Below are 26,865 nucleotides of genomic sequence, written 5' to 3' on the forward strand. Positions count from 1 at the left end.
TATTCACTCCTGGGAACTCGCGGGCATCGCGACGATTGCGTGCGCGTTGGCGCCTCCAGCGCCGAACGACGACACGGCACCGTAGCGGACGCCGCCTTTGGGCTCCCACTGGTGCAGTTTTGTCGCCAGTCGCAGGCCCGTCAGGTCCCAGTCCACCATCTTGGTTGCGTTGTCCGAGAAGAGAGTTGGTGGGATCTGACCGTGCTGGCCGGCGAGTAACAGTTTGATCAGTCCGAGGATTCCGGATGCCGCTTGCGCGTGCCCGGCGTTCGACTTCAACGAGCCCAGCCGCGCCTCGGATCGCGCCGCGCCGTAGGTCTTGAACAGGGCGAGCAATTCCACCGGGTCGCCCGCACGGGTCGCGGTCCCGTGCCCTTCGATCATTCCGACATCGACCGGATCGATCCCCGCCGCCTCTATTGTCTTGCGGATGAGCTGCTCTTGCGCGCGCACCCGGGGTACGAGGATCGGCTTGCCTTTGCCGTTGTGGTTGGTGCGCACGGCCAGGATGCGCCCATAGATCCGGTGTCCCAGCCGGCGTGCGCGGGATTCAGATTCGACAACCACCATCCCCGCGCCTTCCCCCCACACGGTGCCGCTGGCGTCCTCCGAGTAGGCGCGGCAATGCCCGTCAGTGGAAAGCGCATTGAGCCTTGCGAACTCGTAGAAAGCTCCCGGTGACCCCATGACGCACGCCGCGCCGGCAAGCGCCCATTCGCACTCGCCCGTCCGCACCGCCGTGGCTGCCAGGTGCAGGGCGGTCAACGACGACGCACACGCCGAATCGATACACATCGATGGTCCGGACAGTCCAAGGCAGTGCGAGATACGCCCGGCGGCCCCCAGCTGGCCTAGGCTGGCGATCCGATGCCCGCTGTGGGCATCGGCTACGGCCGCACGCGGGCCGTACTCCATCGGGGACATCCCGACGAAACAGCCGACGTCGGCGCCGTCCAGCGCGCCGGGGTTTATCCCCGAATTCTCCAGTGCCTTCCACGCCACGCGCATCGCCACCCGTTGCTGGGGCTGCATCACGAGGGCCTCGCGATGCGTGATACCGAAAAAAGGCGGGTCGAATGTTGTTGCGCCGTCGAGGAACCCGCCCGCGTCGAACACCGGCCCCCAGCCGTCTAGCTCGGATACCGACAGGAGATCGTCGATCGGCCAGCCGCGATCGCGCGGAAAGGGGGCAATCAGTTCCCTGGCTTCGGCAAGTGCGGACCACAAGGCTGCGGGGCTGTCGATTCCCCCGGGCGCCTCGACGGCCATTCCGGAAATGACGATTGGGTCGTCGCTGCTCACGCCGTCTGCTCGCGGTGCGCACTAGACGCCAACAACTCCGCGACGGCGCCTATGTGCGATTCCAGGTAGAAGTGTCCGCCGTCGAACATCGTGACCTTGAGGGTGTCGGTATGTTTGCCCCACCCGTACAAATCGCCCAACGTGATATACGGGTCCTGATCACCGCCCATCGCGTGTACCGGAGCCGCTACCTTGATGTCGTCGGCGCAGGAGTAGGCGTCAAAAGCGTTGTAGTCGGCTTTAATCACCGGAAGTGCCCGTCTCATGATTTCGCGGTCCGTGAACACGTCCGTGCTGGTTCCCTCCAGCGCCGCTAGATGGTTGAGGATCCCCTCGTCATCCTTGGGATGCGGTGGCTTGGCCGCGGCGCGGTAAGGGGCAACCGCCGCGGAGACGTTCAACTGGCGCACATCGATTCCGCTGGCTTCGGCGATACGGACAAACTCGAACGCGACCAACGCCCCCATGCTGTGCCCAAACGTGACGATCGGGATCCCGCGATTGTGCTCCGACGTCCAGAATTCGCCGAACGCTCCAGCGGCGATCTCGGGGAGTGATTGCAACGACGCTTCAGCCGCCCGGTCCTGCCGTCCCGGGTACTGGAAAATGATGACGTTGAATGTCGTGCGCAGTGCTTTCGAAAATTCGCGGTAGGCCGACGCGCCAGCCCCAGCATGCGGAAAAACCAGCAACGGAACGCTTTCGGGCAAATCCGGTTCGTGGAACTGCCGGATCCACCGCAGTGTGCGCGGCATGCAACGCTACCTTTCGCTTCGTGTCGCTCGATGCGCCACGAGGAACCCGCGCGGCGGCACGACCACCGCGTGCGTCATTAACTTAGCGTAGGCTAACATAAGCTCCTCGCCTTCGGGAGATGGCACTGGCCCGCCGTCCGAGTTTGGGGCGGCGCTTGGTCGGCCCTATCGGTCACGGATCATGAGGGCGGCGCGCTTGTTCGGCAGATCGAGTTCCGTGATGCGCTGAAACCCAGCGTGGTCGAGCACCCGGAGCACCCGCACATTGTCAACGTCGGGTTCGGCGACCACCCGGGCGGCTTGCGTATCCGCATCCAGTTGCCATGACGAGACCGTGCGTAGCAGGTCCACCGCCAGCCGCCGTCCGCGGTACTCGGGTGGACCCAGCAGCATGTGTACGCCTGCGTCGTGCTCGCGGGCGTGGTAGTACTCGGCCAGCGGATCAAGATCGGCGCGGTAGAGCTCCCAGTAACTCATCGGGACGCTATCCAACAGGCCCAGGTATGGAACCGAGTGCGCGCTGGAGTGCTGTTGGTGCAGATAGGACGCAATCCGGACGCGGGACCACGGCTTCCTCCAGAATCGCGCCACCTCGGGGTCGTTCATCCAGCAATGCATCAGGTCGAGGTCGCCGTCGGGGTCCAGCCGGCGCAGCGAGAATTCGCCCGCGAACACTTCATGATCAACCGCGGCGCGGCGTTGCTGCAGATCTAGCGTCTGCACCCCGTGTACCTCCCGACCAAAGGGCCCATGCGGTGCGCGACGAGCACATCGGGCAATGAGCAATCCGATCTCGTCGCCGCGGCAGGCGCACGAGCCATGTAACTTAGCGAAGGCTAACATAAGCCCTCATCGCGGTACGGTGCCGGCGACGAAGGGATCATTGATGCGTGTCGTGTCGTGTCGTTCGGGATTGCGGACCCGGGGGCACAGGACGCTCCGTGCTCTGATCGATCCGGCGAACTGAATAACGGGAGTGAGGCGAGCCATGGCCGACGACGTCAAGACTTTGCAGCAACATCGCCTGGAACTGTTACGAAGGCGCATCGCCGAACGCGGTCTGGCGGCGAGGGACTCGGCCGAGCTGGTGCAGATCTGTGCGGGAGAACGTTACCGTCTGTCGGCCGGCCAGCGCCGGATGTGGTTTCTGCAGGCCATGGACGCAGACGACGTTACGCTGAACATCTGCGTCGCCTACCGGCTGACGGGCGCTCTGGACGAGGCACGCTTACACGCAGCCCTCAATGAGGTCGTTGCCCGGCACGCTGTTTTGCGTACCACATACGCGGTGGATAACGAGGGTGAACCTTATCAAGTATTTTCCGATGATGCTGAGATCGGTTGGCGAACAGATGATTTGACCCATCTCTCAGAGGCCGAGCGCGAGCGCCAGATCCAGGCGTTGGTGCGAGACGAATTCGGCAGGCCATTCGACCTGACCGAGGATCTTCCGCTGCGGACAACCCTGATCCGCTCCGGCCCAGACGAATTCGTGCTGATCCTCGTCGTACACCACATTTGTTGGGATGATGACTCCTGGGCTGTCTTCTTCGGCGAGCTCAGCGCCGCCTACAACGGTCATCAACTGAACGGTCGCGCGCCACAGTTCATTTCGGTCGCGGTGCTTGGGAACGAGGCGGAACCCACCAGTGCCGACGTCGGCTACTGGACGGACACTTTGCGGCCGTCACCGGAACCGCTGGAGCTTCCCGGTGTGGGTGCCGCGCATCCGTCCAGGCGGGCCGAACGTCGAACTCGCGCCCTTCCCGCCGACTTGTTCGGCAGGGTCGAGGATTTTGCCCGAAACCGCTCCGCTTCACCATTTATGGTGTTATTGGCGGTCTTTGGCGTGCTGATACGCCGCTATACCGGCGCAGCAGATTTTGTGATCTCCGTGCCGGTTACCGGACGCAGCGCCCCGGCCGAGGGGGCGATCGGGTACTTCGGCAACACGCTGTTGCTGCGGATCGTCGCTCGACCGCACGACACGTTCACCTCGTTCGTCGACACGGTACGTGAAACCTGTTTTGCCGGGTTCGCCCACCAGTCCGTTGGCATCGATCGAGTGGTGCGCGAAGCCAACCCGGAGCGGGCAATGGGGCACGATGGCATGGACCAGCTGGTCCGCTTGGGTTTCAGCATGCGCAACAGCGCAAGTGGATTGGCATTGGACGGTGTCGCGGTAGGACAACTCGAATTGGGCGCGGTGGCCGCCCACCTTCCGTTGACCTTGACGGTGGTGCTCGACCCGGACGGCGTATCGGTCGAGCTCGAGTACCAGACCGATGTGTTGAGCTCGGCACTCGTCGATCAGATGCTGGCTCATTACCTGCAGCTGTTGAACAACGCCCTGGCCGAACCCGAACGTCGCCTCACCCGTCTGGACCTGCTCGGCGCCGGTGAGCGGGAAGCCGTCCTGGCGCAGTCGCATGGGGAAGTTGTGGCCACGCCCGCCGCCACGATGGTCGCGATGCTTGAAGCAGCCGCGGCCGTCGCTCCCGGCGCGGTCGCGCTCGTTTCCGACGCGGGTGAACTGACCTATGCCGACCTGCATGCTCGCGCAAACCGCCTGGCGCGCTGGCTTATTGGGCAGGGTCTCGGCGCCGAGGACATCGTCGGCCTCCACATGACCACGTCGATCGAGTTCATCGTCGCGCTGCTCGCCGTGCTGAAAGCCGGTGCGGCTTACCTGCCGATCGACCCCGCCTATCCCGACGACCGCATCCGATACCTCGTCACGGATGCCCGCCCGCAGGCGGTTATCGGGCGGCAGGAACTCGACGCCGCCGAAAATGCCGCCGCACAGTTGTCGGACGCCGCGCTCACCGACGCCGACCGGAAACGTGCGTTGAGTCCGGACCACTTGGCTTACGTCATCTACACTTCCGGTTCCACTGGCCGGCCCAAGGGCGTAGCGGTCTCGCACCGCGCGATCGCCGAGCACGTGGAGGGTTTCATCGCCGAGTGGAGTGTGACCGCAGAAGACCGGTGGCTGCAGTCGTCGTCGGTGAGCTTCGATGCGTCACTGGCAGACATTTTCATCCCGTTGTCGCTTGGCGCACAGCTGATCGTGCCCAGGCCCGAGGCCTTCGGTGACATCGACTACGTCGCCGAGCTGATCAATCGGCGCGGCGTCACCGTGCTCCACATGGTGCCCTCCGTGCTGAGCACCCTGCTGATGCTGCCGCAGGCCAGCCAATGGCGGCAGTTGCGTCATGTGCCGGTGGGCGGGGAAGCGCTTCCCGCTGAGGTAGCCGACAAATTCGCCAGCTACTTCGACGCGGAGCTACGCAATCACTATGGCCCGACCGAGGCCGTCGTGTGCTCGACACACAAGCGGGTCGCGGGGTCGCCGGGCGCGCGCGTAGTGCCGATCGGCGTGCCGAACCGCAACGTCTACGCCTATGTGCTCGACGAGCAGTTGCAACCGGTGCCCGCGGAGGTCGTCGGTGAGCTGTACCTCGGTGGCATTCAGTTGGCGCGTGGATATCTCGGTCGTCCCGGGCTGACCGCGCAGCGATTCATCGCCGACCCTTTCAATCCCGGCATGAGGCTGTATCGATCCGGAGACCTGGTCCGCCGCAACATCTCTGGCGACCTGGAGTTCGTCGGCCGAGCCGACGAGCAGGTAAAGATTCGTGGCTTCCGCATCGAGCTCGGCGAGGTCGAGTCCGTGATCGCAACGCATCCAGCGGTGCGGCATTGCCTCGTCGCCGTGGAAGACACCGAGGCCGGGCCCATGCTGGCCGCGTACCTGGTGCCAGCGGCTGATGAACACCTCTCCGCCGACTTGGATCTCGATGAGATACGCGCACATGCCGCCTCGGCCCTGCCTGAATACATGGCGCCCAGCGCATTTGCGGTTATCCATGAGATCCCGCTAACTGTGAGCGGCAAACTGGACAAACGGGCACTGCCCGCACCTACGCCTATCGCCGTGCGCCGCTACCGTGAGCCGGCGACCGAGACCGAGCGCCGGATGTGCTCGATTTTCGCCGAACTGTTCGGCTGGGAGCGTGTGGGTGCTGAGGACTCATTCTTCGGGCTGGGTGGCCATTCGCTGTTGGCGGCTCGGCTGGTCGCGCAGATCCGTGCCGAATTCGGCATAGAGCTGACCGTTCGCGCCGTGTTCGATACGCCCACCCCGGCCGGCTTGGCGGCTGCGCTGGTCGAGCAGTTCCGTGCCGAGTTCGATATCGACCTTGACGCGATGGACGCCGAGGACACTTTCGACGACGCAACGTCGGCGTGGCAATCAAGCCGCCCAGAACTCGTCGAATCGGTCCGCCCGGAGCGGCTTCCGTTGTCCTACTCGCAGCTCGCCGCGTGGTTCCAGTATCGGATGGAAGGGGCGGGGGACGGCTTTAACATGCCCTTTGCGCTTCGCTTCGACGGTCCCCTGGACATCGTCGCCCTCACCGCGGCGGTCAACGACGTCGTTAAGCGCCACGACGCCCTGCGCACGAACTTCGATGAGCACGAAGGCGTTCCGTATCAAATCGTGCACCCGAGCTTGCAGTTGGAACTACCAGTCCGGAAGATCACCCCGGATGGCTTCGATGACACGGTGGCGCAGCTGCGCCGGCACGTGTTTATGCCCGAGTCGGGGCCGTTGATTACGGTCACCCTGTTGGCGCTCGGCAAGGATACGCATGTGCTGTTGGTGGTCGTGCACCACATCGTCAGCGATCACGCCTCTCTGGGGATCTTCTTTGACGACCTCGTCACCGCCTACCGCGAGCGGCACCAAGGGCAGGCGCCGCGGTGGACCACATCGCCGATCCAGTTCGTGGACCACGCGCTGTGGCAACGAGATGCATTCGCTTCCCTATGGGGACAGGCGGACCTGGCGTATTGGCGTGACGCCCTAGCTGGGTTGCCCGACGAGGTCTCGGTTGCCCACGATTATTCCCGCCCGCCGACGCTCGGAAAGCGTGGGGAGGTGGTGACTTTCACCTTACCCCCCACCCGCCGGGCGTCCTTAACACAGCTCGCCGAGCAAAATGGCGCCAGCGAGTTCATGGTTTATCAGGCCGCCCTGGCGGTAGTGCTGCACAAGCTCGGCGGAGGGACGGACATTCCGCTTGGCAGTCCGGTCGCGTCCCGTGTCGAACCGATCACGGCCAATCTGATCGGCTTGTTCGCCAACGTGGTGGTGCTGCGCAACGACCTGTCCGGTGATCCCAGCCTGCGCACCATGCTCACCCGTAGCCGCGACACGGTGCTCGACGCATTCGCACACCAAGAGCTTCCGATCGAACGTCTGGTTGAGGCTCTCAACCCGCCGCGCTCACGGTCCCGAAACCCGCTGTTTCAGAACATGATCCACTTTCGCGGAGAGGACTGGGCGCTGATACCGCGCCCTCTCACCGAGACCGGCGGCACCACGGTCGTACCGCTTCCGATGGACTTCGAGGTCTCACTACTGGATCTGGACGTGGGCATCAGCGTGACGCCGGGCGGTGAACTCGACGTGCGCGTCGTCGCCAATGCCGATCTCTACGAACCTGCGACGGTTGCCCTTATCGCCGCCGCTCTGAACGCAGCACTCGATGCGTTCGCGACGGCGCCGGACCGTCCCGTGTCCAGCCTGGAGTTGCTTCCCACGGATGATATGGAGAAACTCCTCGCCCCGCCGGCCCCGCCCGTCGCTGCGCCATCGAAACCGCCCACCGCAGGCTCGGTGGAAACCGAGCGGATCCTCATCACCTTGCTGGAGGAGTTGCTCGACGTCACCGGTCTCGATCGCGACGACAACTTCTTCGCGCTCGGCGGTGACAGCATCATTTCCATTAAATGGTCGGCGCAGGCAACCGCGCACGGACTGGCCTTCACCCCGGGAATGGTGTTCGAGTACATGACCATCGGCGAGCTGGCCGCGGCGGTCGACGCGGCAGCGGGTGAGCCGGCGGCCGAGGCGGATTCGCCGCCGAAGCAGGAATATACGCCGATGAGTGCGTCGGGCCTGACCCCCGATGCGTTGGCCCAACTCAACGCATCCTGGCTCAACGAGTCGTGAGGTATTTGTGACCACAGATCCGCCGCAGATCGAGGATGTACTCGCTCTTAGCCCTCTGCAGGAAGGGCTGTTTGCGTTATACCGATTGGCGCAGGACAGTATCGACCTTTACAGCATGCAGTTCGTCGTCGATGTCGACGGACCAGTCGATCTCGAGCTGCTCCGCCGCAGCGCTCAAGCCATGCTGGTCCGACACCCGAATCTGCGCGCCGCCTTCTGGGATCGTGATGTACCGAAGCCCGTGCAGATCGTGCCCACGCAGGCCGAGCTGCCCTGGTCCGAACGGTTCGCACCGCCAACGGAATTCGATGCCATCGCACGATCGGAGCGGCGCCGCCCGTTCGATCTGAGTCGTGGACCGGCATTGCGGGTTGTGCTGCTTGGCACTCCCGGCGAGACCAGGCGCCGGATGATTTTCACCGCCCACCATATTCTGGTCGACGGCTGGTCCCTCGCCGTGTTCTTCACCGAGATGCTCACCGTGTATCGGGCGGGAGGATCGACCGACGGGCTACCGACCGCGCGCCCGTACCGTGACTACATCGTCTGGCTCGCCCAGCAGGACAGGGCGGCCGCGGCCGCTCAATGGATGACGTACCTGCAGGGTGTGTCCGGGCCGCTCATGGTGGCAGACGGGACCGTCGCCGCGGGCGAGGGCGAGCCGGAGAAAACCGAACTGGTGTTGCCTGCGGCCGATACGGCGCGGCTGCGACAATGGGTGGGTCGCAACGGTCTTACCCTCAACACCGCCGTGCTATTCGCGTGGGCGGTCGTGCTCAGCAGGCTCACCGACCGTCGCGATGTCGTTTTCGGCACCGTCGTCTCCGGCCGTCCGGAAAACCTGCCCGGCGTGGAAACCATGGTCGGACTGTTCATCAACGCCGTGCCGGTGGTGCACCAGGTGAGCAGCGCCGACTCGGTGGTGGAGCAATGTGCCCGGTTGCAGCGCGAGTCATCGGCGATGCGCGACATCGGTTATCTCAGCCTGTCGGAAATCCAGCGTGAGCATGGCCGGGGAGCCCTATTTGATTCGCTGTTCGTCTTCGAGAACGCACCGATCGAGGACGCGATCCGGGCGGTGACCACACCGGACGGGGCCCGGTTCAGTCCGGTAGAGATGGAAAGTCTCACGCACTACCCGTTGACTGTGGTCGCGCACATGAAAGACGACGCGCTGTTGGTACTGGTCGAGGCGATTTCTGAGGCACTTCCGCATCTTCGGCCCTCCCAGATCGGCGAGCGCTTGCTCGCCGTGCTGCGCCAACTCCCCGATATAGGCGACGGCACCCCCGACGCACTGGATATTCTCACCACGGCGGAGCGCGCCGAGTTCGAAGGGCTTGCGACGCGGCCGCTACCCTCTGCGGAGAGCGTCTCGGTGTGGGAGACGTTCGAGCGGCAGGTGCACGCCACACCGCATGCCGTCGCCCTGACTACCGGTGGTGGTGAGTGCTATACCTATGCCGAACTACACGCGCACGCGTGCCGGCTCGCGGGGGAACTGGCCGAGCAGGGCATAGGACCGGAGAAAATCGTCGCGCTGGTGCTGCCGCGCTCGACTCGATCCATCGTCGCCATCCTGGCCGTGCTTGCCGCCGGTGGCGCCTATCTGCCGGTCGATATCACGTTGCCGAACGCTCGTATCGAATCTATTTTGCGGCAAGCAAATCCGGTACTCGCCATTGTTGAAGCCAGCTACACGGAGTTGGTAAGCGGTGGGGTCGCCACAGTGGTCATCGACGATCCCGCTGCCGCCGGGCGCATCTCGCAACGCGCAGCCGCCAGCCCGGCGGTTCGCCGGCACCCCGAGCACAGCGCGTATGTCATCTTCACATCGGGTTCGACCGGTGAACCCAAGGGCGTCATCGGCACCAATGCCGCGTTACTCAGTTATTTCGCTGACCACCGCGACCGTGTCTACCGGGCGGCCTCGGCACGCCTGGGCCGCCCGCTGCGGATCGCCCACGCCTGGTCCCTGAGCTTTGACGCCTCGTGGCAGCCCATGGTCGGCCTGCTCGACGGGCATGCGATCCATCTGTTCGACGCCGAGGAGATGCGCGACGCAGATCGGCTGGTGAAAGGGATGTCCGCCAACCAGATCGACATGATCGACACCACCCCGTCGATGTTTCTCCAACTGCGTGCCGCGGGACTTTTGGACCACCCTCTTTCGGTGCTGGCCCTCGGCGGTGAGGCAATCGATACCGCGCTGTGGGAGCAATTGCGCGCTCCGTCGCCGACCGCGGTCTACAACTGCTATGGCCCCACCGAAACTACGGTGGAATCCGTGGTGGCACCGGTCGCCGCATATCAGAGGTCGACGATCGGCACCGCGAACGCTGGAACATTCGGCTACGTCCTGGATTCGGCGTTGCGGATGGTGCCCGACGGTGTGGTAGGCGAGCTCTATCTGTCCGGGGCGCAGCTGGCCCGTGGCTATGTCGGCAAGTCCGCGATGACCGCTGCTCGCTTCGTGGCGGACCCGCTGCGTCCCGGACAACGCATGTACCGCACGGGTGACCTGGTACGTCGTCTACCGCACGGCGGATACTCCTATTTGGGACGTGGCGACTCCCAGGTCAAGATTCGTGGCTATCGCGTCGAAATCGGCGAGATCGAGGCTGCGCTGCGTGGGCAGCCACAGATACACGATGCCGCGGTTTCCGTTCTGCGTCGCGACAGCGGCACAAGCCTCGTGGGTTTTGTTGTGTGGCAGGAGGATACGGCTGCTGACCCGGTGCGGCTGCGTGCCGCGCTCGCCGAACGGCTGCCGCCGTACATGGTTCCCGCCCGGATCGTGGCGATACCTCAGCTGCCGGTGAACGCGAACGGCAAGCTGGATGGCCGTGCATTGGACCGGCTCGCCGAGGATGCACTTTTGCGCGTCACTGACGGTGGGGCGGCATCGGCGTCCACCGACACCGAACGATCGCTGTGCGGAATATTCGAAGAACAGTTCAACGGCCTAGTGCCGCACATCGACGACGACTTCTTCTCACTTGGGTTAGACAGCATTGTGGCGATCTCGGTGGTCCACAAGGCACGGCGGCGCGGTCTCACATTGAGTCCACGGATGCTGTTCAGCGCTCCGACAATTCGCCAACTCGCTGCTGCTATCGATGCGGCGCCGGAATCCGCGGCGGCCGTAGAGAACACCGAATACGGTGAGATACTGCCGCTGCCGATGGTGTCCTGGCTCTACGAGTACGGAAACTACCGCCGATTCACCCATACCGTGTTGCTGCGATTGCCGTCTGAAATCGACCGTCCATCAATCGAGGCGATGCTGCAACTGTTGCTCGACGGCCACGACACTCTGCGATCGATTCTGATCGAGACCGCCGAGGGGCCACGCCTGGTTACCCGCGAACCCGGCGTGGTCCGTGCCGCTGACGTGCTCACCCGTCTTGAGCTACCGAAATCGTCCGCCGCGGAATTCAATGCGGCCTTAGCGCATTCGGCGCGTAAGGTCACCGACGAGATCGATCCCCACTCGGGTGCCATGGTGCGAGCCGTGTGGTTGTCCAGCGCCGGACCAGGCGAGATGCTGCTGATCACCGCACATCACTTGGCGGTAGATGTGGTGTCCTGGCACATCATGCTCGGGGATCTCGCGGCGGCGTGGCGCTCGGTGACATCGGGTGCGACGCCGAAGACGATGCCCGAGTTCACGTCTTACCGCCGCTGGTCGGAACTGATGTGGCAGCGGGCCGCTACGGCCGAAGTGCAGAGCCAGCGCGATTACTGGACCGCGCAGGTTCACGGGCCGGATCCTGCGCTGGGTAGGCGGCGTCCTGATCCGACTCGTGACACGTGGTCGACTCTGCGGGTCACACGGGCACTCACACCGACTGACGTCACTGAGCGCGTGCTCACAGCGCTCACCAGAGATGGGGGCATGAACGAATTCTTGCTGGCCGCGCTCACGATGGCCGTCGCGAGTTGGCGGCGTACTCGTGCACAAAATTTTGCGGCGGGCACGCTCGTCACGATGGAGGGCCATGGGCGCGCAGACGCTATTTTGGGGACCGACACCACAAACACGGTCGGTTGGTTTACGACTGCATACCCGGTACGGCTCGGAGTGGGTGCATCAGGTGTCGATGCCGAGCAGGCAGAATGCGATCCGGCAGCGGCCCGAGCGCTATTCGATTCGGTGGCTGGCCATTTGAGTATGGTCCCGAATGAAGGTCTGGACTATGGACTGCTTCGTTATGTGGACCACGTTCCAGAATTGCAGAATTCTGTCGAACCTCAGATCATGTTCAGCTACTTGGGTCGCCTGGACCTCACTGGTGGAACGGAGCAACCATGGTCGTTAGTTGCCGGCGACCAAGGCGACGCATTGCCCGTCGACCCTGAGCCAGATCTGCCACTGCGTTTTGCGCTGTACCTCGCCGTGGCAATACGGGGAACACCGGAGGGTCCGCAACTGACGGCTAACTGGCTCTGGAGCGATGCCCTGTTCGGGCACTCCGACATCGAGCGCCTGACGCAATTCTGGCAGCGCGGCATAGCCGCGCTCGCAGCCGGATTAGATGAAAGGCCGGCATGAAGCCTGGCGCACCCGAACTACCCACCGTCCCGGTCAGCGACCGTACGGCACCGCATCACACCGACGGTTGGCGTGCACGGCGATTTCTTTGGGTTCGGCGTCGATTCAATGTCGGCCGCCCCGATTCGCGCCCTGGCCGTCATTGCACCCCACTGCCTCGACGTCGCAGCATTGACCGACGAGGAGGTTCTCGCCGAAGGCTAGTTCGGGGCGGGTGAGCCGACGATGATACTGCCGACGCTGCACTCCTGTAGTTCATCGACACCGGTGGCCGCGACGAAAGCGGCGGTATCACCGAAGCCTTGCGCGCACGCGCCGAGGCCCATCGCGGTCGCGGCCAGGTAGATCGTCTGCATGAGGACGCCGACATCTTTGAGGATGGCGGCATAGGCGATCTGCTCGTAGGTCCACATGATGCGACCGCAACGTGCAGCCATGACGACGAGCACTTGCGGCTCGGCACCTCCGGTGAGAGTCGCTGCGGCCGGTTTCAACAGCTGGGACACGGCCTTCGAATCTGCTCCGGCGACAGGGCGTAGCACATGGTCGAACGAGTCGTAGTGGTACATCCCCGGCGCGAGTCCGGCGACATTGCGTACCACAGGGTAGAGCTCCAGCTCATAGAGACTGCCACCAGAAGGGTATGGGCGTGACACGAGTTCCTCGCCGTCACCGACGAGTTCGGTTTTCCGTGTTCGCGCTGTGCGATAGAGCAATTCGGCCAGCTGCCCAATAGTAATCGGGCGGGCGTCATCGAATGTCCTTGTGGAAACTCGGTCTTCGAGGACGGCCGTCAAAGTCGGGTCCTGCATTCGTTTGGCCGTCAGATCGGGAACCGAAAGGGTGATCGGCTCACCCGGATAATTCGTCCTGCGCGCCGGCGGCTGTGGGAATCGACCCTTCGCCCACTTGGTCGGGCCGAACCGCTCCCAGGTGACGGTGCGTTGACCCAGCGTGCTGCGGCGGTGAAACCACAGATCCGGTGCGCTCCAGCTGAGGGCATCGAACCTGCCGTCTTCGTCGCCGAGCTGGGTGAGGATGCCGCACCAGTGCAGATCCTCGATGAACCCTGTAGCGACGGCGCTCGGCACGCCTGAGGCGTCTGCTGCAGGCCCGTCGAGTAGGACAAGCAGGCGTGAGTCGTGAATGCGCACATCACACCATGCCAGCGGATGTTCAAGGACCAAGCCCTCTGAGTCTCGGTGCAGTACAGCAAATTTCGATAACGCGAAGGATCGCGGCGACATCGGCGCCGGCCGCATCGCGGGCCGTCCGACCGGCAGGATGGAGTAAAAATCGTTCTTTTCGTCGCGCACCGTGACCGCCAGCCAACCGCTCGTGGTGAGCTGATCTATCAGCGTGCCGACGCCACTTTCGCCCGCCTTCGTGAGTATCTCCGACAGCGTTGCCGGCCCGAGGTTCAGAGCCTTGAGTGCCTGTAGCTGGCCGGGGGTTAATCGGGTCAGTTTCTCGCTGCGCGGAGGATTCAGCAGCACGGCTCCAACGGGCGTGACCAAGCAGGTGACACCGGAACGGAACGCGAATCTCGTTTGGGCGGCGTATGTGACGTCGGGCAATCCGCGAACCCTTCCGCTTCCGATTTGATCCACCGTGTCGACTCCCTCAGCGTAAGCGAGGCACAATTCATGCGGGTTAGCAGCTCCGGCGCGGGCTCACCAGCAAGCCAGCGGATAGCGTGCACGTGACGGACCTATCGCAAAACGGGAAACGCGAATCGCGAAGTGCACATTTGCCACACGTAACACGGCGCTGCCGTTCGGTCTTCCGTGAGAACGGAAGGGAGTATGACCATCAAATAGTCGCTCCGGGCACGGCGGGCGGCGGGTCGGTTGGGAGGGGGGCGATAACAGTGGCCGTCGAGCCGCGCGCCGAGGTTGCCGCGCCCCGCATGGGGTCTTGATAACATTGCTGCGTTTGCGTATGTGGCCGACCGAGCACCGACAGGGTAGAGACGATGCCAACCTGGCCGATTCCCGAGACCTGGATCCCGCGGGTGGTTCTGCTCGGCTACAGTGGGTTGCTCGCCGCGGTCGCGGGGTTCGTCAATTCGGTGGCCCTTTTGGTGTGGGCATTTCCGGTGGGGAACCTCACCGCCTTGACCACCAAGGCGGGTATGCATAGCACGAATCCTCTCATCTACCAGGGCCGCATGATCGCGGCGATCGTGTTTGGATTTCTATTCGGAGCCATTGCGGCGGGTGCGGTGCTGGCTGCCGTGCGGACTTTTGCTGGCCCTCGTCACGCTGCCGTCCTGCTGGCCGAAGCCGCGCTGCTGCTCGCCGCAGCCGGCGTTGAGCACCCGATCGGCAGGGCGCTCCTCGCCGCGTGCGCATGCGGGCTGCAGAACGGCATGACGTCCAATCTTCCGGGGATGCCGATTCGCACCACGCACTTCACCGGCACGATTACCGACCTCGGTCTGCTCTTGGGCCGCAGCCACCGCCACCGGGTGGACAAGTGGAAGGCCACCGTGCTGACGACGACCGTGCTGCTGTTCGTCGGGGGCGCAGCCGCCGGCGTGCTGCTTGGCAACCGGATTGGTGACCACGCGCTGATTCCCCCCGCCGTCGCCTGCCTAGCTCTGGCCGCGGTCATCATGCTGCAATACCGCCGTCGCGGCGCCCGCGAGGCTCCGGTGGCAGCGGTAGTCGAGCCCGCGTAGCGAGTCGTCTCAGCCCGCCGGATCGCTCGGCAGCGACACGTGCACTACTGATGCCGTACATCCTGTCGCACGCGCGGTCATGCGCTGCCGCGCAATGTGCGCTCTGAGTGCACGGACATACATGCACGCTGAGGGGCTAGAAACCTCCATCATGTTCGACGCCGACCGCAGTCGTCCTGGCTGGTAGGCGACCACCACCCGACCGAGCGCCCCTAAACTGAGGTGGCACTCATTTGCCACGGGTAACGACCGACACCGGGTCGTTTCGCGCGCCCCGCGCACATCGGCTGGCCACGCGGCCCGTTGCGATCTGCTGGACAATTCCGCGATTAGCCAGGCACCGCTGGACCACCCTGCGTCTGCCTGGCTGACGATACTGTCGTGGGTGTTGGGCTCGGCCGCCACGGTTGCCCGAAGCCGGCGGTGGTCGAGCTGGTCTATGCGGCGGTCGGAAGCCGGCAGTGGTCGGCGCGCGCCCAGGGGAAGTTGAGAGAGCATCATCGATATCGTGTGCACCACGCGACAGGCCGAGGCGGCGACGGTGGTTATAGAGACCGAGCCGCAGCAGGGGCCGGTGCCGACGCGGGCCAAAGCCGCGGTGGATGTGGCCGCCATCATGTCGACGTTCGGCGGCGGCGGGGACATGCTGGCCGCCAGCGATACAACCGCCGGTCCTGCCGCCGAAATTGTCACTGCCCTGGTCACGGCACTTGCCTGACGAGCACCCGGCGGCTGTGCCGCCGACAGGTCCGCGAAGCCGCCGCGTCGGCGACCTGGAGCGGAGCATCACCGGCCTGGCCCTGCCGGCGCTCGCGGTGCTCGCCGCCGAACCGCTCTACCTGTTATTCGACACTGCGGTGGTGGGCCACCTGGGTGCGGTGAGCCTGGCCGGGTTGGCCATCGGCGCCGTGGTGCTCGGCCTGGTCGGAGTCCAGTTCCTGTTCTTGTCGTATGGCACGACGTCACGCTCCGCCCGCCACTTCGGTGCCGGCGACCGGGCATCGGCGGTCACGGAGGGAGTGCAGGCCACGTGGTTGGCGCTCGGCCTGGGCGCCCTGATCGTCGTCATGGTGCAGGCCGCCGCGGCGCCGCTGGTGTCGGCGATCGCCGCACGCGGGCAGATCGCCGGCGCGGCGTTGCCGTGGTTGCGGATCGCGATCGTAGCCGCTCCGGCGATCCTGGTGTCGCTGGCAGGTAACGGGTGGATGCGCGGGGTGCAGGACACCGCGCGACCCCTGCGCTATGTGGTCGCCGGTTTCGGGCTGTCGGCGCTGCTGTGCCCGTCGCTGGTGTACGGCTGGCTGGGCTTGCCCCGCCTGGGCCTGGCCGGCTCGGCGGTGGCCAACCTGGTGGGCCAGTTGCTGACAGCATTGCTGTTCGGGCGCGCGCTGTTGGCCGAGCGGGTGCCGCTGCGGCTCGACCGCACTGTGCTGCGCGCCCAAGTGCTGATGGGCCGCGATCTGATCGTTCGGACCCTGTCGTTCCAGGTTTGTTTCATCTCCGCCGCGGCGGTGGCCGCCCGGTTCGGCACAGCGGCGGTGGCCGCGCACCAGGTGCTGCTGCAGCTGTGGGATTTAGCTGTGCTGGTGCTCGACGCGCTGGCGATCGCGGCGCAGTCGCTGGTGGGCGCGGCATTGGGGGCAGGCCAGACCGTGCGTGCCAAGTCGGTGGCCCGGCATGTGGCGGCGTATTCGCTGGCCGCCGCGACGCTGCTTGCTCTCATGTTCGGCCTGGGCGCTCCGGTACTGCCCACGTTGTTCACTCACGACCGGTCAGTTCTGGACGCCATCGCTGTGCCGTTGTGGTTCTTGATCGCCCAGCTGCCGATCCAAGGGATCGTGTTCAGCCTGGACGGAGTCTTGGTCGGCGCCGGCGACGCCAGGTTCATCCGCAACGCCACGCTGATCAGCGCATCGGTCGGGTTCTTGCCGTTGATCTGGCTGTCGTTGATCTTTGGCTGGGGACTCGCCGGTGTCTGGTCGGGTTTGGGCACCTTCATGGTGATGCGATTGGGTTTCGTGGGGTGGCGGGTGTGGTCCGGTCGTTGGACGGTGCAGGGCACCGGCTAATGCCCTTGTGGGCAATGCGCCGAAGTTTCGTGCACGGTTAGCCCAACGCCTCGTCGGCGAGTCGGCCTGCACGCGCGCCGAACGACGGATTCCACCACCGCAAGCAGCAGCCCCTCATCCCACGACAGCTCACCATCCGTTCTCGGCACTCACTGTGACTCGGTGACCGCGATGAATCGATACTGCTGCGGTGAAAATCCCCTACAGACTGCGCGGTCAGACCGTGGGCCGCTGGTCGGCCCGCGCCGTCCGGACTGTGCCATTCTGCCGCAAGGCGGGAAGTCGGGTGATGAATGTTGCGCCGTGGCCAGGAGTGCTGTGGGCGGTGATCATCCCGCCATGGGCCTTGACGAGCTGGGCGACGACCGCCAGTCCGATGCCGGAGCCGTCGGCGCGCGCGGTGCGGCTGCGATAGAAGCGGTCAAAGATGTGCGGCAGGTCGTCGGCCGGAATGCCGGACCCGGTGTCGGCGATGGCGAGCTCGGCCCATCCGTCGATCTCGTGCAGGGTGAGGGTGACCGCGCCGCCGGCGGGCACGAACTTCAGCGTGTTGGTCAGCTGATTGGCGACGATTTGGGCAACTCGCACCGGATCCGCGTCAACCCATACCTCGTCGAAGTCGGTGCGCACGTCTATAGCGGCTTCGTCGAATCTGCCGGCCAGCGAGTCCGCGGTGTCGGCCACGATGCTGGTCAGTGAAATCGGATGCCGGTCCAGGGTGAACGCGGCAGCGTCGGCGGAGGCCAGCGCTTCCAGGTCAGCGACCAAGTGGGTCAAGCGCAGGGTTTCGTTATGCAGGGAGCGGATGACGCCGTCGGTGGGCTGGCGAATTCCGTCTTGCACTGCCTCGAGTTCACTGCGAAGGATTGCCAGCGGGGTGCGCAACTCGTGGGCGACATCCGCGGTGAAAGCGCGGCGCAGTTGATCCTCTTTTACGACGTGTTCGACCATGGTGTTGAAAGCCTTTGCCAACTGCCCTATTTCGTTGTTAGGAACAGCGGTGACGCGTCGGTCCCGATGTCCAGCGGCGAGAGCGCCGGCGGCGCTGGTTAGTTCGGTGATGGGTTTGGTGGCGCGGCGGGCGGTGTACACGCCGACGAGCAGCGCTACCAGCGCCGCAGTGAGCGCACCGGCCAGCAGTAGCCGGTTGACCGATGAATGGAATTCCTTGTCCACGGTAGGTACTGCGCCTTGCGGTACGCGAACGACGAGGGTACCGACTTGCCTGCCCGCGACAACAACGGGCAAGCTGCGGGGTGGCCCGAGGCCACCGGTGCCCATCATTTTGCGGTGCATCTCGGGTGTGCCTGCGTCGGTGTTGGCGTCGGCCACTGACCACACGCGATGACCAGAGGCATCGCGAAGTTCGGCCTCAGAGCCGGTCATGATCACGGTAGGCGCAATGCGGTTCAGCGACATGGGGCTCCAGGCATCGTTGCGGCGATAGTCGGCGGCAAACAGCGCCACCAGCTGCTCCTGCTGAGCGTGTTGCTGTTTATCGAGGTAGTCCTGAAACCGTCCGGCGAAGGCCGTGTTGACCAGGACCGCGGTCAGTAGGGCGGAGCCGGCGCCGAGCGCCGCGAAGGCCAGCGCGAGTCGGCGGGCGAACCGGCCCGGCAGCAAACTAGGCATCGCGGTCGATTGCGAATTTGTAGCCGATACCCGGCACGGTAGCCACCAGCTGGAACGGTGCGGCGTCGCCGAGTTTGCGGCGCAGGTTTTTTACGTGCACATCGATGGTGCGTTCGTAGGCATCAAATGCGTGGCCCTGGGTGCGGCCGACGAGTTCCAGCCGTGTCCAGGCCCGTCCCGGCCTGGACGCGAGCACGGCGAGCAAATCGAACTCGCTGCGGGTGAGCTCGACAAGTGCATCGTCGACACGCGCTTCCCGGCGATCGGTGTCGATGCGTAGCCGTCCATCGCCGTAGGAGATGTCGGATTCGGTGGCCGAAGGCCGACTGCGGCGCAGCACCGCCTCGACGCGGGCCACCAGCTCGCGCGGACTGAACGGTTTGACCACGTAGTCGTCGGCGCCCAGCCGCAACCCGGCGACCCGGTCGTTCTCGCTGGCCTTCGCGGTGAGCATGACGATCGGTAGGTCGCTGTCCTTGCGCAGCAGGCGGGCCACTTCGTCACCGGGCAAGCGGGGCAGGCCGAGGTCGAGCAGTACCAGATCAGGGCCCGCGGTCCGGGCCAGGTCGAGGGCCGTTTGGCCGTCGGCGGCCTCGAGCACCGCGTAACCCTCGCGTTCGAGGTATTCGCGCACCAGGGTCCGTAATTTCTTCTCGTCGTCGACGACCAGCACCGTGGGGCTCACGAGTTCACGGTAGGGCACGCCGATCACGGTTTGCTGGCAAGGCGGTTGTTCGAGCGGGGCCGAAAGCTCGTGCCTTTGCCGTTGAATTTGCAATCATCCTGCTGCTGTTCATCGCGCCCACCGTCTTGCTCGTCGCTGTCGTTCCCGACCCGACGCCGTCGGCGTCGACGTGGTCGGTCGCGCGACGGCCACCTGCCAGGTGTCTGAGGCGATTCCTCCGACAACCGGGGTGAAGGACATCGGCTCGACAAGAAACCACACCAGCCGCATATCGCACGCTCATCGGTTCTTCACATCCCCGGCATACGTTGAAGTCGATCCGAACCCCGGATCGCACGCCGAATGGAATCTGTGGAAAAGGAATTCAACCATGACCATCTCAATGCGTCGCGTCGCGCCGTTGTTTGCTGCTGCCACCGCCACCGCAATCTTGGGAATCGGCATCGCCACCGCCTCCTCCGCGGCCGCCGAACCCAGTGGCTCCGGCTCGGGCGGCGTCTCCGGCGGGTCGGCTGGCGGGGTGCAAACCCCGTTTGGTGGGGGAAACTTCGGGTCCAACACCTCTGGTGGAGTGCAAATCCCGGGCCTGCAACACCCGTTCGGCGGGGGGAGTGTTGCCGGCGGGTCGAGCACCTCTGGCGGCGTGCAAACCCCGCTTGGCGGGGGAAACATCGGATCGGGTACCTCGGGCAACGTCGGAGTGGGACATCCCCGCCATCGATGAAGTCGTTAACGCATACGTTGCTGCCCAGGCGACTGTTACCTCAAGTAGCCGGACAGAACCGTACGAATTGATGACCGTCCGCGGGTTGAAGAACCGTGGGCGGTCATCGATGCGCCGGCTAGAACCGCCTCGCCGCCGCCGATCAGATATTGCAATGGGATTCTAATATTGCTATGTTGTTACAACTATGCAGACAGGGACGGCTGCCGAGACCCGCCAAAACCGGCGCAAGGCCCGCACCGCGGGCGCGATTCTCGGCGCCGCCGAACGCCTCTTTTTGACCCACGGTTACCGCGCGACCACCGTCGAGCAGCTCGCCGAGGAAGCCGACGTCGCGATCGGATCGCTGTACGGGCACTTCGGCGGCAAGGAAGGCATCTATGCCGCCTTGATCGAGCGTGCGCTGGAGCTTGACCAGCGCTACTGCGACCAGGGGTGGGCCAGCGGCGGTGAGGACCCGATTGGTCGCCTGGTCGGGCTCGCCGACGGGTACTTGCGGTTCGCGAGCGAGAACCCCGGCTACTTCCGCATCTTTCGTTTTCCGCCTCCGGATGCGCCGACCGACGGGCCGGTCGTCGTCGCCGCCGAGCGGGTGACCCAGCGCATCCGGTCCGAGACCGAGCGGATGGCCGGGGCGATTGCCGAGGCCATCGAGGCCCGCGTCATGCGTGACGTCGATCCGCGACGCGCGGCGGCGTTCCTCTGGGCGGCGTGGGATGGGGTGATTGCGGCCCACCTGCTTCCCGGCAACATGGGGTTCACCGAATCGGAGTTCGAGCAAGTGGTCTCGCTCGGTCGCCAGGTCCTCACCCTCGGCCTGCTGGAACCGCGGGGCGGTGCCGAATGATCGAGCGCGTCCCGGTCGACGGCGGCTACGCCAGGCCCGCGGAGCCGGCCTGGCGGCGCACCGACTGGTCGGCGCGTGAACACGACGCCGTTGTCGGCGGCCGCCGGCTTCGTTACCTCGACACCGGCCACGGCGACCGTGCGTTCGTCCTCGTGCACGGGATGGGCGGTCGCTGGCAGCATTGGCTCGAGGCGATCCCGACGCTCGCCAAGCAGGGTCGAGTGCTCGCCCTGGACCTACCGGGTTTCGGCCGAAGCGAATCGCCCGCCGCGGGCACATCCCTCGACGGGTTTGCCGCCGCCGCGGCTGAGCTCGTCACCAGCCTCGGCATCGAGCGCGTCGTGTTCGTCGGCCACTCGATGGGCGGCCCGATCGCGCTGCGCTTCGCCGCGCGTCATCCGGAGCTGGCCGACGGGATCGTGCTCGTCGCCGGAGCAGTGTTGCAGTTCAGTGACGTGCTCGGCCTGCGCGGGATGCCCAGGTTCGTTCGCGAGCGCCCGCGGGAGACTGCGGCAATCGCGATGGAAATCGCGACGGCGGGGCTGCCCGCACCGGCACCGCTGCGCCGCCTCGTCGTGCGATCGCAAGCGCTGCGTCGCGTATTCTTGTCGCCTTACGTCCTCGACCCACCGGCCCTGCCCGCCGACACCGCCGCGCTGATCGTCGATGGCGCCGGTGCCCGGGGTGTCTTTCCGACCGTGCGGGCGATCGGGCGCTCAAACCCCCGCCAGGGGTTGGCCGACGTGCGCTGCCCGATCCTTTCGCTAGCCGCCGAGCACGACCGGATCGCCCCACTCGGCGATACCGAGTTGCTCGACGCCGAGCTATCAGGCGTTCGGACCGTTGTATTGGAGGGTTGCGGTCACATGCCGATGCTGGAACGCCCGACGGCGTTCAACGCCCAGGTCGTTCGGTTCGCGGAGGAGTTGGGATGACCGGGGATCTGCGCGTCGCGGCCGTCCAGCTCGAGCCCGTCGTGGGCGATGTCGAGGCGAACCTCGACCGGGCAGAGCGGCTCGCCCGGCGCGCCGCCGACGAGGGAGCCGAGGTGATCGTTCTGCCCGAGTTCTTCACCACCGGCATGGCCTTCCTGGCGCAGGTGGGCGGCGGCGCGCTGCCCGAGGACGGCGCGGCCACCGAGATGCTCACCCGGGTCGCGTCCGACAAGCGGGTCATGGTTGGCGGCTCCTTCCTGTGCCGCGGGTCCGACGGCGACGTCCGCAACGCCTTCCTGCTCGCCGGCCCTGACGGGCTCATCGGCCGTCACGACAAGGATCTGCCGACCATGTGGGAGAACTACTTCTACGCCGGTGGCGACGACCCGGGCGTGATCGAGGCGCCGGGTGGCCTGCGGATTGGCGTCGCCCTCTGTTGGGAGTTGATGCGCGCCCAGACCGTGCACCGGCTCCGCGGTCGCGTCGACCTTGTCCTCGCCGGGTCCGGGTGGTGGAGCGTCCCCCAGTGGCGGCCTCGCGCGGTGCTCCGTCGGTGGGAAGCGGCCAACCGGGAGCGGGCGCGGCGCAGCGTGCTCGACTTCGCCGCGCTCGTCGGGGCCCCGGTGGTACATGCCTCGCTGTGCGGGCCGATCACCTGCCCGCTACCCGGGATGCCGGGACGCTACCGCGGCGAATACGAAGGCCCCAGCGTGATCTGCGACCGCGACGGCGAGGTGCTCGCCGAGAGGCCGGCTCAGTCCGGCCCCGGGGTGACGGCCGCCACGGTGCCCACCGGCGCCGCCAACCCCTCGCGGGATCCAGCCCCGGGCTTCTGGCTTCGCCCGCGAGGCCCGCTGCCCGCGTTCGCCTGGGCCTATCAGGGCTGGCTCGGTCGACGCGCCTACCGCCAGTGGCTTGGGAGTCCCCCAGCGGGCAACGGGCCCGCAGACGATTCGGAGGTGGAGCGCATGACCCGCGCGAGAACGAACGAGACGCTCGTGCTGTCCGGCCTGGTCGAGCTCGCAGCCGGGGCGGTGACGGGATGGCCCTACGCGCTCGCGATCGCCGATGCCGAGCGTGCGCGTCGGATCGGGATTCGCTCGACGCCGCGCCTGCGCCAGTGGCATCTCGACCTGATCGCGCTCGGTGCACTCTCCCTGCTGGTCGGCGCCGCGGTGCCCGAGCTGCCGCGCCGCGTCGCCTGGCCGCTGGCCGCCGGATGCTGGACTAATGCGAATGCTTTCGGCTTGCTCGCCTTCCGCCCCGAGGCCGCCGAGACCCCCGCCTACCGCATCGCGGTGGCGGCGTCGTTCACCACCGTCAGCTGGGGCTTCGTGTCGCTCGCCGCGCTCGCCCTTCGACGCCGCTGGCGGATGGATCGCTAGAGCGGCTGGCTCACCAAGTCCTGCACTGCCATCAACCGGTCGAGCAGGCCGGGCGCCCGCCGGATTCGGACAGACAGGGCGGCCGACCCGTTCTCGACCCAGAGCGACTCCAGGGTCAGACCCAGGGCGGCCAGGCAGTCCTCGATCATCTCGGGGTCGTGCGGGAAGTAGCGCAGCGTGGTGGTCAGGGCGGCACTGATCTCGGCAAGCACAGCCTCCTTGTCCCGGCCACGCAGCGTCGAAAGACGGACCGGTTCGATCGAGTCGGGTGGCGCTACGCGCACCGGATCGACCCGGGATGCCCGGAAGCGGCAGGCGCGCCACTGGCCGACGGTCGGCACGCCGTGGGCGAGATAGGCGGGCAGCGCACGGCGGGCGCTGATATGCACGGACCGGCGCCACAGGTCGATCAGGACGTTCTCGCACGCGGGATCGAAGTCCCAGGTGGCAGTGATCGCATCCGCGCCGCCGAGGCCGTGCACATCGCGCACCAGGTTGGTGATCTCGTTGAGCGGCGCGAACCCGCCGGCCTCGCGCACCGTCGCGGCCCGCACGGCCAGGTTGCAGCTCAGCGCGATCGCTTCGGCGTGCTCACCGAACTCCGCGTGGGCGGCCCGGGACGAAGTGCCGGGTTGGCGCAGCCGGCGCAGAGATCTGGCCGCCAGCAATGCGCGGAAGGCATCGGCGGCAAAGAAGGCCGGCAGCATGGCGGCCGGGGTGGATTGCGGGCTGTCGAACAATACCGGGCCGAGCGCCAGCCGGGCCTTACCGGTCACCACCCGCAGCAACCCGGCCAGCGTTCCGGCCGGCAGCCGCACGATGTCGTCGTCGGCCACTACGCAGCGGGTGACTTCTGGATCGCACTGCTGTGCGTCTAGCACCGCGTCCAGCATCAACTGACGCAACACCCCGAGACGGGTGCGTTGCGCTAACGCCACGTCGGCGACGGCGAACCGCACTGCGTCGCAGCCCAGCGCCTCGCCCAGCTGGCGCGCACGGGTGGCGGTGTCATCCGCCGGCCGGGTTTGCGGCCGGTTCACCAGCAGCACCACCGAGATCGGCACCGACGCCCGCTGCCTGGACAGCTCCCGCATGGTGTGGGTGAGCACCCGGACGCTCTGCCCGCCGAAACCGACGGTCGGAATCAGCACCGGCAGCGCGGGGCCGGCCGGCAGCTGAGCGGCCAGCTGCTCACGCACGGTGTTCAGCAATGTCTGATAGGTCGCGTCGCGCTGCACCGCGGCTGACCGCCAGCTGGCCGCCGGGCCGGGTATCGGCGTCGTGTCGATGTCCCAGAGCGCGCTCATTGGTCCTCCCCCTGCCCAACCGGTGCATCCGCCTCGGCAATTGCTGCGGCCCGCTCGGCGATGGTGCTCGCTAGTTTAGCCAGCTTCCGGAAACCCTGCATGGACAGCGGTTTGCGCAGCCCGTCGCGCAGGGGGTCCCACTCCGGGTCGCCGAAGGGACGGTTGCCGGGCCCGATCTCGGCGACCGGATCCAGCGCGGGCACCGCCTGGATCACCAGGTCGCGAAGCCGGCAGAGCAGATCGATCTGGGTGAACTGGGTGCGCGACAGAATGGGTGCGGTGGTCCACCCGAAGCACTCCTGACCATCGCCCTCGGTCACAGTGGCCGTCACGGTGAGCAGGTCCGGCGTCTCGGGAACCCGGATCTCGCAGGTGTGCCGTCCGGGCACCGGCTCGGCCGCGCCGTCGCCCACCGCGACCGTCCAACTGAACCGCGCGGTCTCCGCGACCGGGCGGTCGACATCGACCAGGAAGGTCGCAACCTCACCGGCGACCAGCAGCCAGCGGCGGTGACGGACCGGGAACGGCCCCAGCACGCGGACACCGTGCCGGGCGAGGCGCCCGATGACGTTGCGGGTGACCCCGGCCACCACCGGGTCGTCGCCGCGGGCCAGCACCCGGGGCCAGTCGGTGGTGCCGCACGTGAAGACCGTTCCGGTGTCGGTGTAGGCGCCGAGCACGGCGTTCGCGGCCGGTCCCGCCGGCCGGTCCTGCCATCCCTTTCCCAGGCGCGCCACCCCCAGCACCGCGAAGTCCGCCGGTGTCCCGTCGGTTCCGGCGGCCCGCAGCCGCCCGGCGGGGCCGGGCTCGACCACCGCACCGTCACACTCGTAGCCCACCAGGTGCTCACCGGCGCCGAAGACGTCACCCGAGTGCAGGCCCAGTCCCTGGTAGACCCAGTGGCCGGCGTGCTGGACGGTGTACCCCAGCGGCTCCCGTTCGCCGTCCCACCAGCCGCCGCCCTGCCGGTAGCTGACTCCCGTGAGCCCGTTCTCTGGCCGGCTGCGCCACCAGTTGCCGCCCGACGGGTGGCTGGCCGGCGGATGCACACAGGTCAGATCGCCGGCCGCGTCCAGGTCGATGCGCCACCAGGCGGTGTTGCCGCTGAAGAACGCGACATTCCCGCCGGCACGGACGAAAGCGTGCACCCCGTCACGCATCCGGGCACTCCAGTATTCGTCGTGCCCGACGCTGAGCAGCAGGCGGTACCCGATGAGGACGGCGGGATCGTGGTGCAGGTCGAAGTCGGTGCAGTAGTCGACCTCGATGCCCTCACGTTCCAGCCACGAGATCATCGGAGCGTCCCAGTGCGCGAATCCCTCCCGCGGGGTGGCGGTGTCGTAGACGTCGACGTCCTGGGGGAATGAGAGGGCCCCTCCGGTGCCGCCGCCGGGCCGGCGTGTGGTCAGCCGAGTGGTGGCGATCGAGGGTACGAACGAGGCCGTGTGGTACATGCTGCCGCCACCGGAGAAGTTGTAGGCGTGGTAGGTGGCCAGCGAAAGCTTGTACAGCACAGCGGCGTGTTTCCCGGTTGCCGCGGGCCGCACCACGAACAACGCCTGACCCGACCGGGCGTCGACGTCGGGCAGCCAGCCGGGCACATCGGCGTCCGATTCGTCGTCCAGGATGACCGCCAGATAGGCGCCGGACCGCCAGTCAGCGGGGACGTCGAACGTTTCCGGCGGCCATCCCCAGTCCCGATCGGGCAGACCGGCGGGCAGCAGGTGGCCCCGCCGCCAGGAACTGCTCCCCATCGGCGTGATGTCGCGGCCCACTCGGTAGAAGCCGACGCGGTAGCGCTCAGCGGGCGTGGACACGTGCAGCACCAGCCGCCCACCGGCCGGCACGCTCACGCTCGACGGATACGCCAGGGCGGTCACCCGCGCACGGCCTTCGTGTGCGCCGCGCGGTTCGCCTGAACAGGGCCTGATCCCGTTCGTGTCGACATGATCCTCCCGTCCCGGTCC

Annotated in this window: 17 protein-coding genes; 9 read left to right on the forward strand and 8 right to left on the reverse strand. The window is 66.3% G+C overall.

Annotation, left to right across the window (positions count from 1 at the left end):
• Positions 1 to 3: 3 nt before the first annotated feature.
• The 3 genes from AC0KS4_RS06710 to AC0KS4_RS06720 all read right to left on the reverse strand — a co-directional run bounded on the left by AC0KS4_RS06710 (position 4) and on the right by AC0KS4_RS06720 (position 2,780).
• On the reverse strand, positions 4 to 1,302 hold the full coding sequence (locus AC0KS4_RS06710; RefSeq protein WP_225329658.1) for a beta-ketoacyl [acyl carrier protein] synthase domain-containing protein: 1,299 nt from the start codon (positions 1,300 to 1,302) through the stop codon (positions 4 to 6).
• Complete coding sequence (locus tag AC0KS4_RS06715; protein WP_225329659.1) at positions 1,299 to 2,057, reverse strand: thioesterase II family protein; 759 nt, start codon at positions 2,055 to 2,057, stop codon at positions 1,299 to 1,301. Before AC0KS4_RS06715 ends, AC0KS4_RS06710 begins: the two co-directional genes overlap by 4 nt.
• A gap of 165 nt (positions 2,058 to 2,222) precedes the next feature.
• Positions 2,223 to 2,780 (reverse strand): GNAT family N-acetyltransferase, encoded by a 558-nt coding sequence (locus AC0KS4_RS06720; RefSeq protein WP_225329660.1) that lies wholly within the window; start codon positions 2,778 to 2,780, stop codon positions 2,223 to 2,225.
• Between the two features lie 265 nt (positions 2,781 to 3,045).
• Between AC0KS4_RS06720 and AC0KS4_RS06725 the strand changes: the two genes are divergently transcribed.
• Positions 3,046 to 8,076: a non-ribosomal peptide synthetase gene (locus AC0KS4_RS06725; RefSeq protein WP_238957628.1), complete on the forward strand. Its 5,031-nt coding sequence runs from the start codon at positions 3,046 to 3,048 to the stop codon at positions 8,074 to 8,076.
• The gene (locus AC0KS4_RS06730; RefSeq protein WP_275254659.1) at positions 8,033 to 12,631 is read left to right on the forward strand and encodes a non-ribosomal peptide synthetase; all 4,599 of its coding nucleotides are present in this window, start codon (positions 8,033 to 8,035) and stop codon (positions 12,629 to 12,631) included. The genes AC0KS4_RS06725 and AC0KS4_RS06730 overlap by 44 nt, the downstream gene beginning before the upstream one ends.
• 200 nt (positions 12,632 to 12,831) lie before the next feature.
• Here AC0KS4_RS06730 and AC0KS4_RS06735 read toward each other — a convergent pair whose 3' ends face one another.
• Positions 12,832 to 14,208, reverse strand: a complete 1,377-nt coding sequence (locus tag AC0KS4_RS06735; RefSeq protein ID WP_225329676.1) for a SagB family peptide dehydrogenase — start codon at positions 14,206 to 14,208, stop codon at positions 12,832 to 12,834.
• Between the two features lie 398 nt (positions 14,209 to 14,606).
• Between AC0KS4_RS06735 and AC0KS4_RS06740 the strand changes: the two genes are divergently transcribed.
• The 3 genes from AC0KS4_RS06740 to AC0KS4_RS06750 all read left to right on the forward strand — a co-directional run bounded on the left by AC0KS4_RS06740 (position 14,607) and on the right by AC0KS4_RS06750 (position 17,383).
• Positions 14,607 to 15,314, forward strand: a complete 708-nt coding sequence (locus tag AC0KS4_RS06740; RefSeq protein WP_225329663.1) for a YoaK family protein — start codon at positions 14,607 to 14,609, stop codon at positions 15,312 to 15,314.
• 508 nt (positions 15,315 to 15,822) lie between these two features.
• Positions 15,823 to 16,032, forward strand: coding sequence for a hypothetical protein (locus tag AC0KS4_RS06745; protein WP_225329664.1), 210 nt, complete (start codon positions 15,823 to 15,825; stop codon positions 16,030 to 16,032).
• 16 nt (positions 16,033 to 16,048) lie between these two features.
• Positions 16,049 to 17,383: an MATE family efflux transporter gene (locus AC0KS4_RS06750; RefSeq protein WP_374109732.1), complete on the forward strand. Its 1,335-nt coding sequence runs from the start codon at positions 16,049 to 16,051 to the stop codon at positions 17,381 to 17,383.
• A gap of 216 nt (positions 17,384 to 17,599) precedes the next feature.
• On the opposite strand, the gene AC0KS4_RS06755 is transcribed toward AC0KS4_RS06750, so the two are convergent.
• Together AC0KS4_RS06755 and AC0KS4_RS06760 are read right to left on the reverse strand one after the other, a co-directional pair.
• Positions 17,600 to 19,015: a sensor histidine kinase gene (locus AC0KS4_RS06755; RefSeq protein ID WP_225329665.1), complete on the reverse strand. Its 1,416-nt coding sequence runs from the start codon at positions 19,013 to 19,015 to the stop codon at positions 17,600 to 17,602.
• Positions 19,008 to 19,700: a response regulator transcription factor gene (locus tag AC0KS4_RS06760; RefSeq protein WP_374109733.1), complete on the reverse strand. Its 693-nt coding sequence runs from the start codon at positions 19,698 to 19,700 to the stop codon at positions 19,008 to 19,010. Before AC0KS4_RS06760 ends, AC0KS4_RS06755 begins: the two co-directional genes overlap by 8 nt.
• 370 nt (positions 19,701 to 20,070) lie before the next feature.
• Here AC0KS4_RS06760 and AC0KS4_RS06765 point away from each other — a divergent pair, with 370 nt between their 5' ends.
• The 4 genes from AC0KS4_RS06765 to AC0KS4_RS06780 all read left to right on the forward strand — a co-directional run bounded on the left by AC0KS4_RS06765 (position 20,071) and on the right by AC0KS4_RS06780 (position 23,591).
• Positions 20,071 to 20,424: a hypothetical protein gene (locus tag AC0KS4_RS06765; protein WP_225329667.1), complete on the forward strand. Its 354-nt coding sequence runs from the start codon at positions 20,071 to 20,073 to the stop codon at positions 20,422 to 20,424.
• Positions 20,425 to 20,611: 187 nt separating this feature from the next.
• The gene (locus tag AC0KS4_RS06770) at positions 20,612 to 21,271 is read left to right on the forward strand and encodes a TetR/AcrR family transcriptional regulator (protein WP_225329668.1); all 660 of its coding nucleotides are present in this window, start codon (positions 20,612 to 20,614) and stop codon (positions 21,269 to 21,271) included.
• On the forward strand, positions 21,268 to 22,206 hold the full coding sequence (locus AC0KS4_RS06775; RefSeq protein ID WP_225329669.1) for an alpha/beta fold hydrolase: 939 nt from the start codon (positions 21,268 to 21,270) through the stop codon (positions 22,204 to 22,206). The genes AC0KS4_RS06770 and AC0KS4_RS06775 overlap by 4 nt, the downstream gene beginning before the upstream one ends.
• Positions 22,203 to 23,591, forward strand: coding sequence for a carbon-nitrogen hydrolase family protein (locus AC0KS4_RS06780; RefSeq protein WP_238957631.1), 1,389 nt, complete (start codon positions 22,203 to 22,205; stop codon positions 23,589 to 23,591). Before AC0KS4_RS06775 ends, AC0KS4_RS06780 begins: the two co-directional genes overlap by 4 nt.
• On the opposite strand, the gene AC0KS4_RS06785 is transcribed toward AC0KS4_RS06780, so the two are convergent.
• Together AC0KS4_RS06785 and AC0KS4_RS06790 are read right to left on the reverse strand one after the other, a co-directional pair.
• A complete protein-coding gene (locus tag AC0KS4_RS06785) occupies positions 23,588 to 24,898 on the reverse strand; it encodes a hypothetical protein (RefSeq protein WP_238957632.1) in 1,311 nt (436 codons plus the stop codon). The genes AC0KS4_RS06780 and AC0KS4_RS06785 overlap by 4 nt on opposite strands.
• Positions 24,895 to 26,778 (reverse strand): N,N-dimethylformamidase beta subunit family domain-containing protein, encoded by a 1,884-nt coding sequence (locus AC0KS4_RS06790; RefSeq protein ID WP_238957633.1) that lies wholly within the window; start codon positions 26,776 to 26,778, stop codon positions 24,895 to 24,897. Before AC0KS4_RS06790 ends, AC0KS4_RS06785 begins: the two co-directional genes overlap by 4 nt.
• Between the last annotated feature and the right edge of the window lie 87 nt (positions 26,779 to 26,865).

This window comes from Mycobacterium sp. NTMscope_MAC_12, from assembly GCF_976985675.1.

Coding starts and splice junctions, on each gene's coding strand:
- AC0KS4_RS06715 (WP_225329659.1), bottom strand. CDS start 2,057: ATGCCGCGCACACTGCGGTGGATCCGGCAGTTCCACGAACCGGATTTG.
- AC0KS4_RS06725 (WP_238957628.1), top strand. CDS start 3,046: ATGGCCGACGACGTCAAGACTTTGCAGCAACATCGCCTGGAACTGTTA.
- AC0KS4_RS06730 (WP_275254659.1), top strand. CDS start 8,033: ATGCGTTGGCCCAACTCAACGCATCCTGGCTCAACGAGTCGTGAGGTA.
- AC0KS4_RS06740 (WP_225329663.1), top strand. CDS start 14,607: ATGCCAACCTGGCCGATTCCCGAGACCTGGATCCCGCGGGTGGTTCTG.
- AC0KS4_RS06755 (WP_225329665.1), bottom strand. CDS start 19,015: ATGCCTAGTTTGCTGCCGGGCCGGTTCGCCCGCCGACTCGCGCTGGCC.
- AC0KS4_RS06765 (WP_225329667.1), top strand. CDS start 20,071: ATGACCATCTCAATGCGTCGCGTCGCGCCGTTGTTTGCTGCTGCCACC.
- AC0KS4_RS06770 (WP_225329668.1), top strand. CDS start 20,612: ATGCAGACAGGGACGGCTGCCGAGACCCGCCAAAACCGGCGCAAGGCC.
- AC0KS4_RS06775 (WP_225329669.1), top strand. CDS start 21,268: ATGATCGAGCGCGTCCCGGTCGACGGCGGCTACGCCAGGCCCGCGGAG.
- AC0KS4_RS06780 (WP_238957631.1), top strand. CDS start 22,203: ATGACCGGGGATCTGCGCGTCGCGGCCGTCCAGCTCGAGCCCGTCGTG.
- AC0KS4_RS06785 (WP_238957632.1), bottom strand. CDS start 24,898: ATGAGCGCGCTCTGGGACATCGACACGACGCCGATACCCGGCCCGGCG.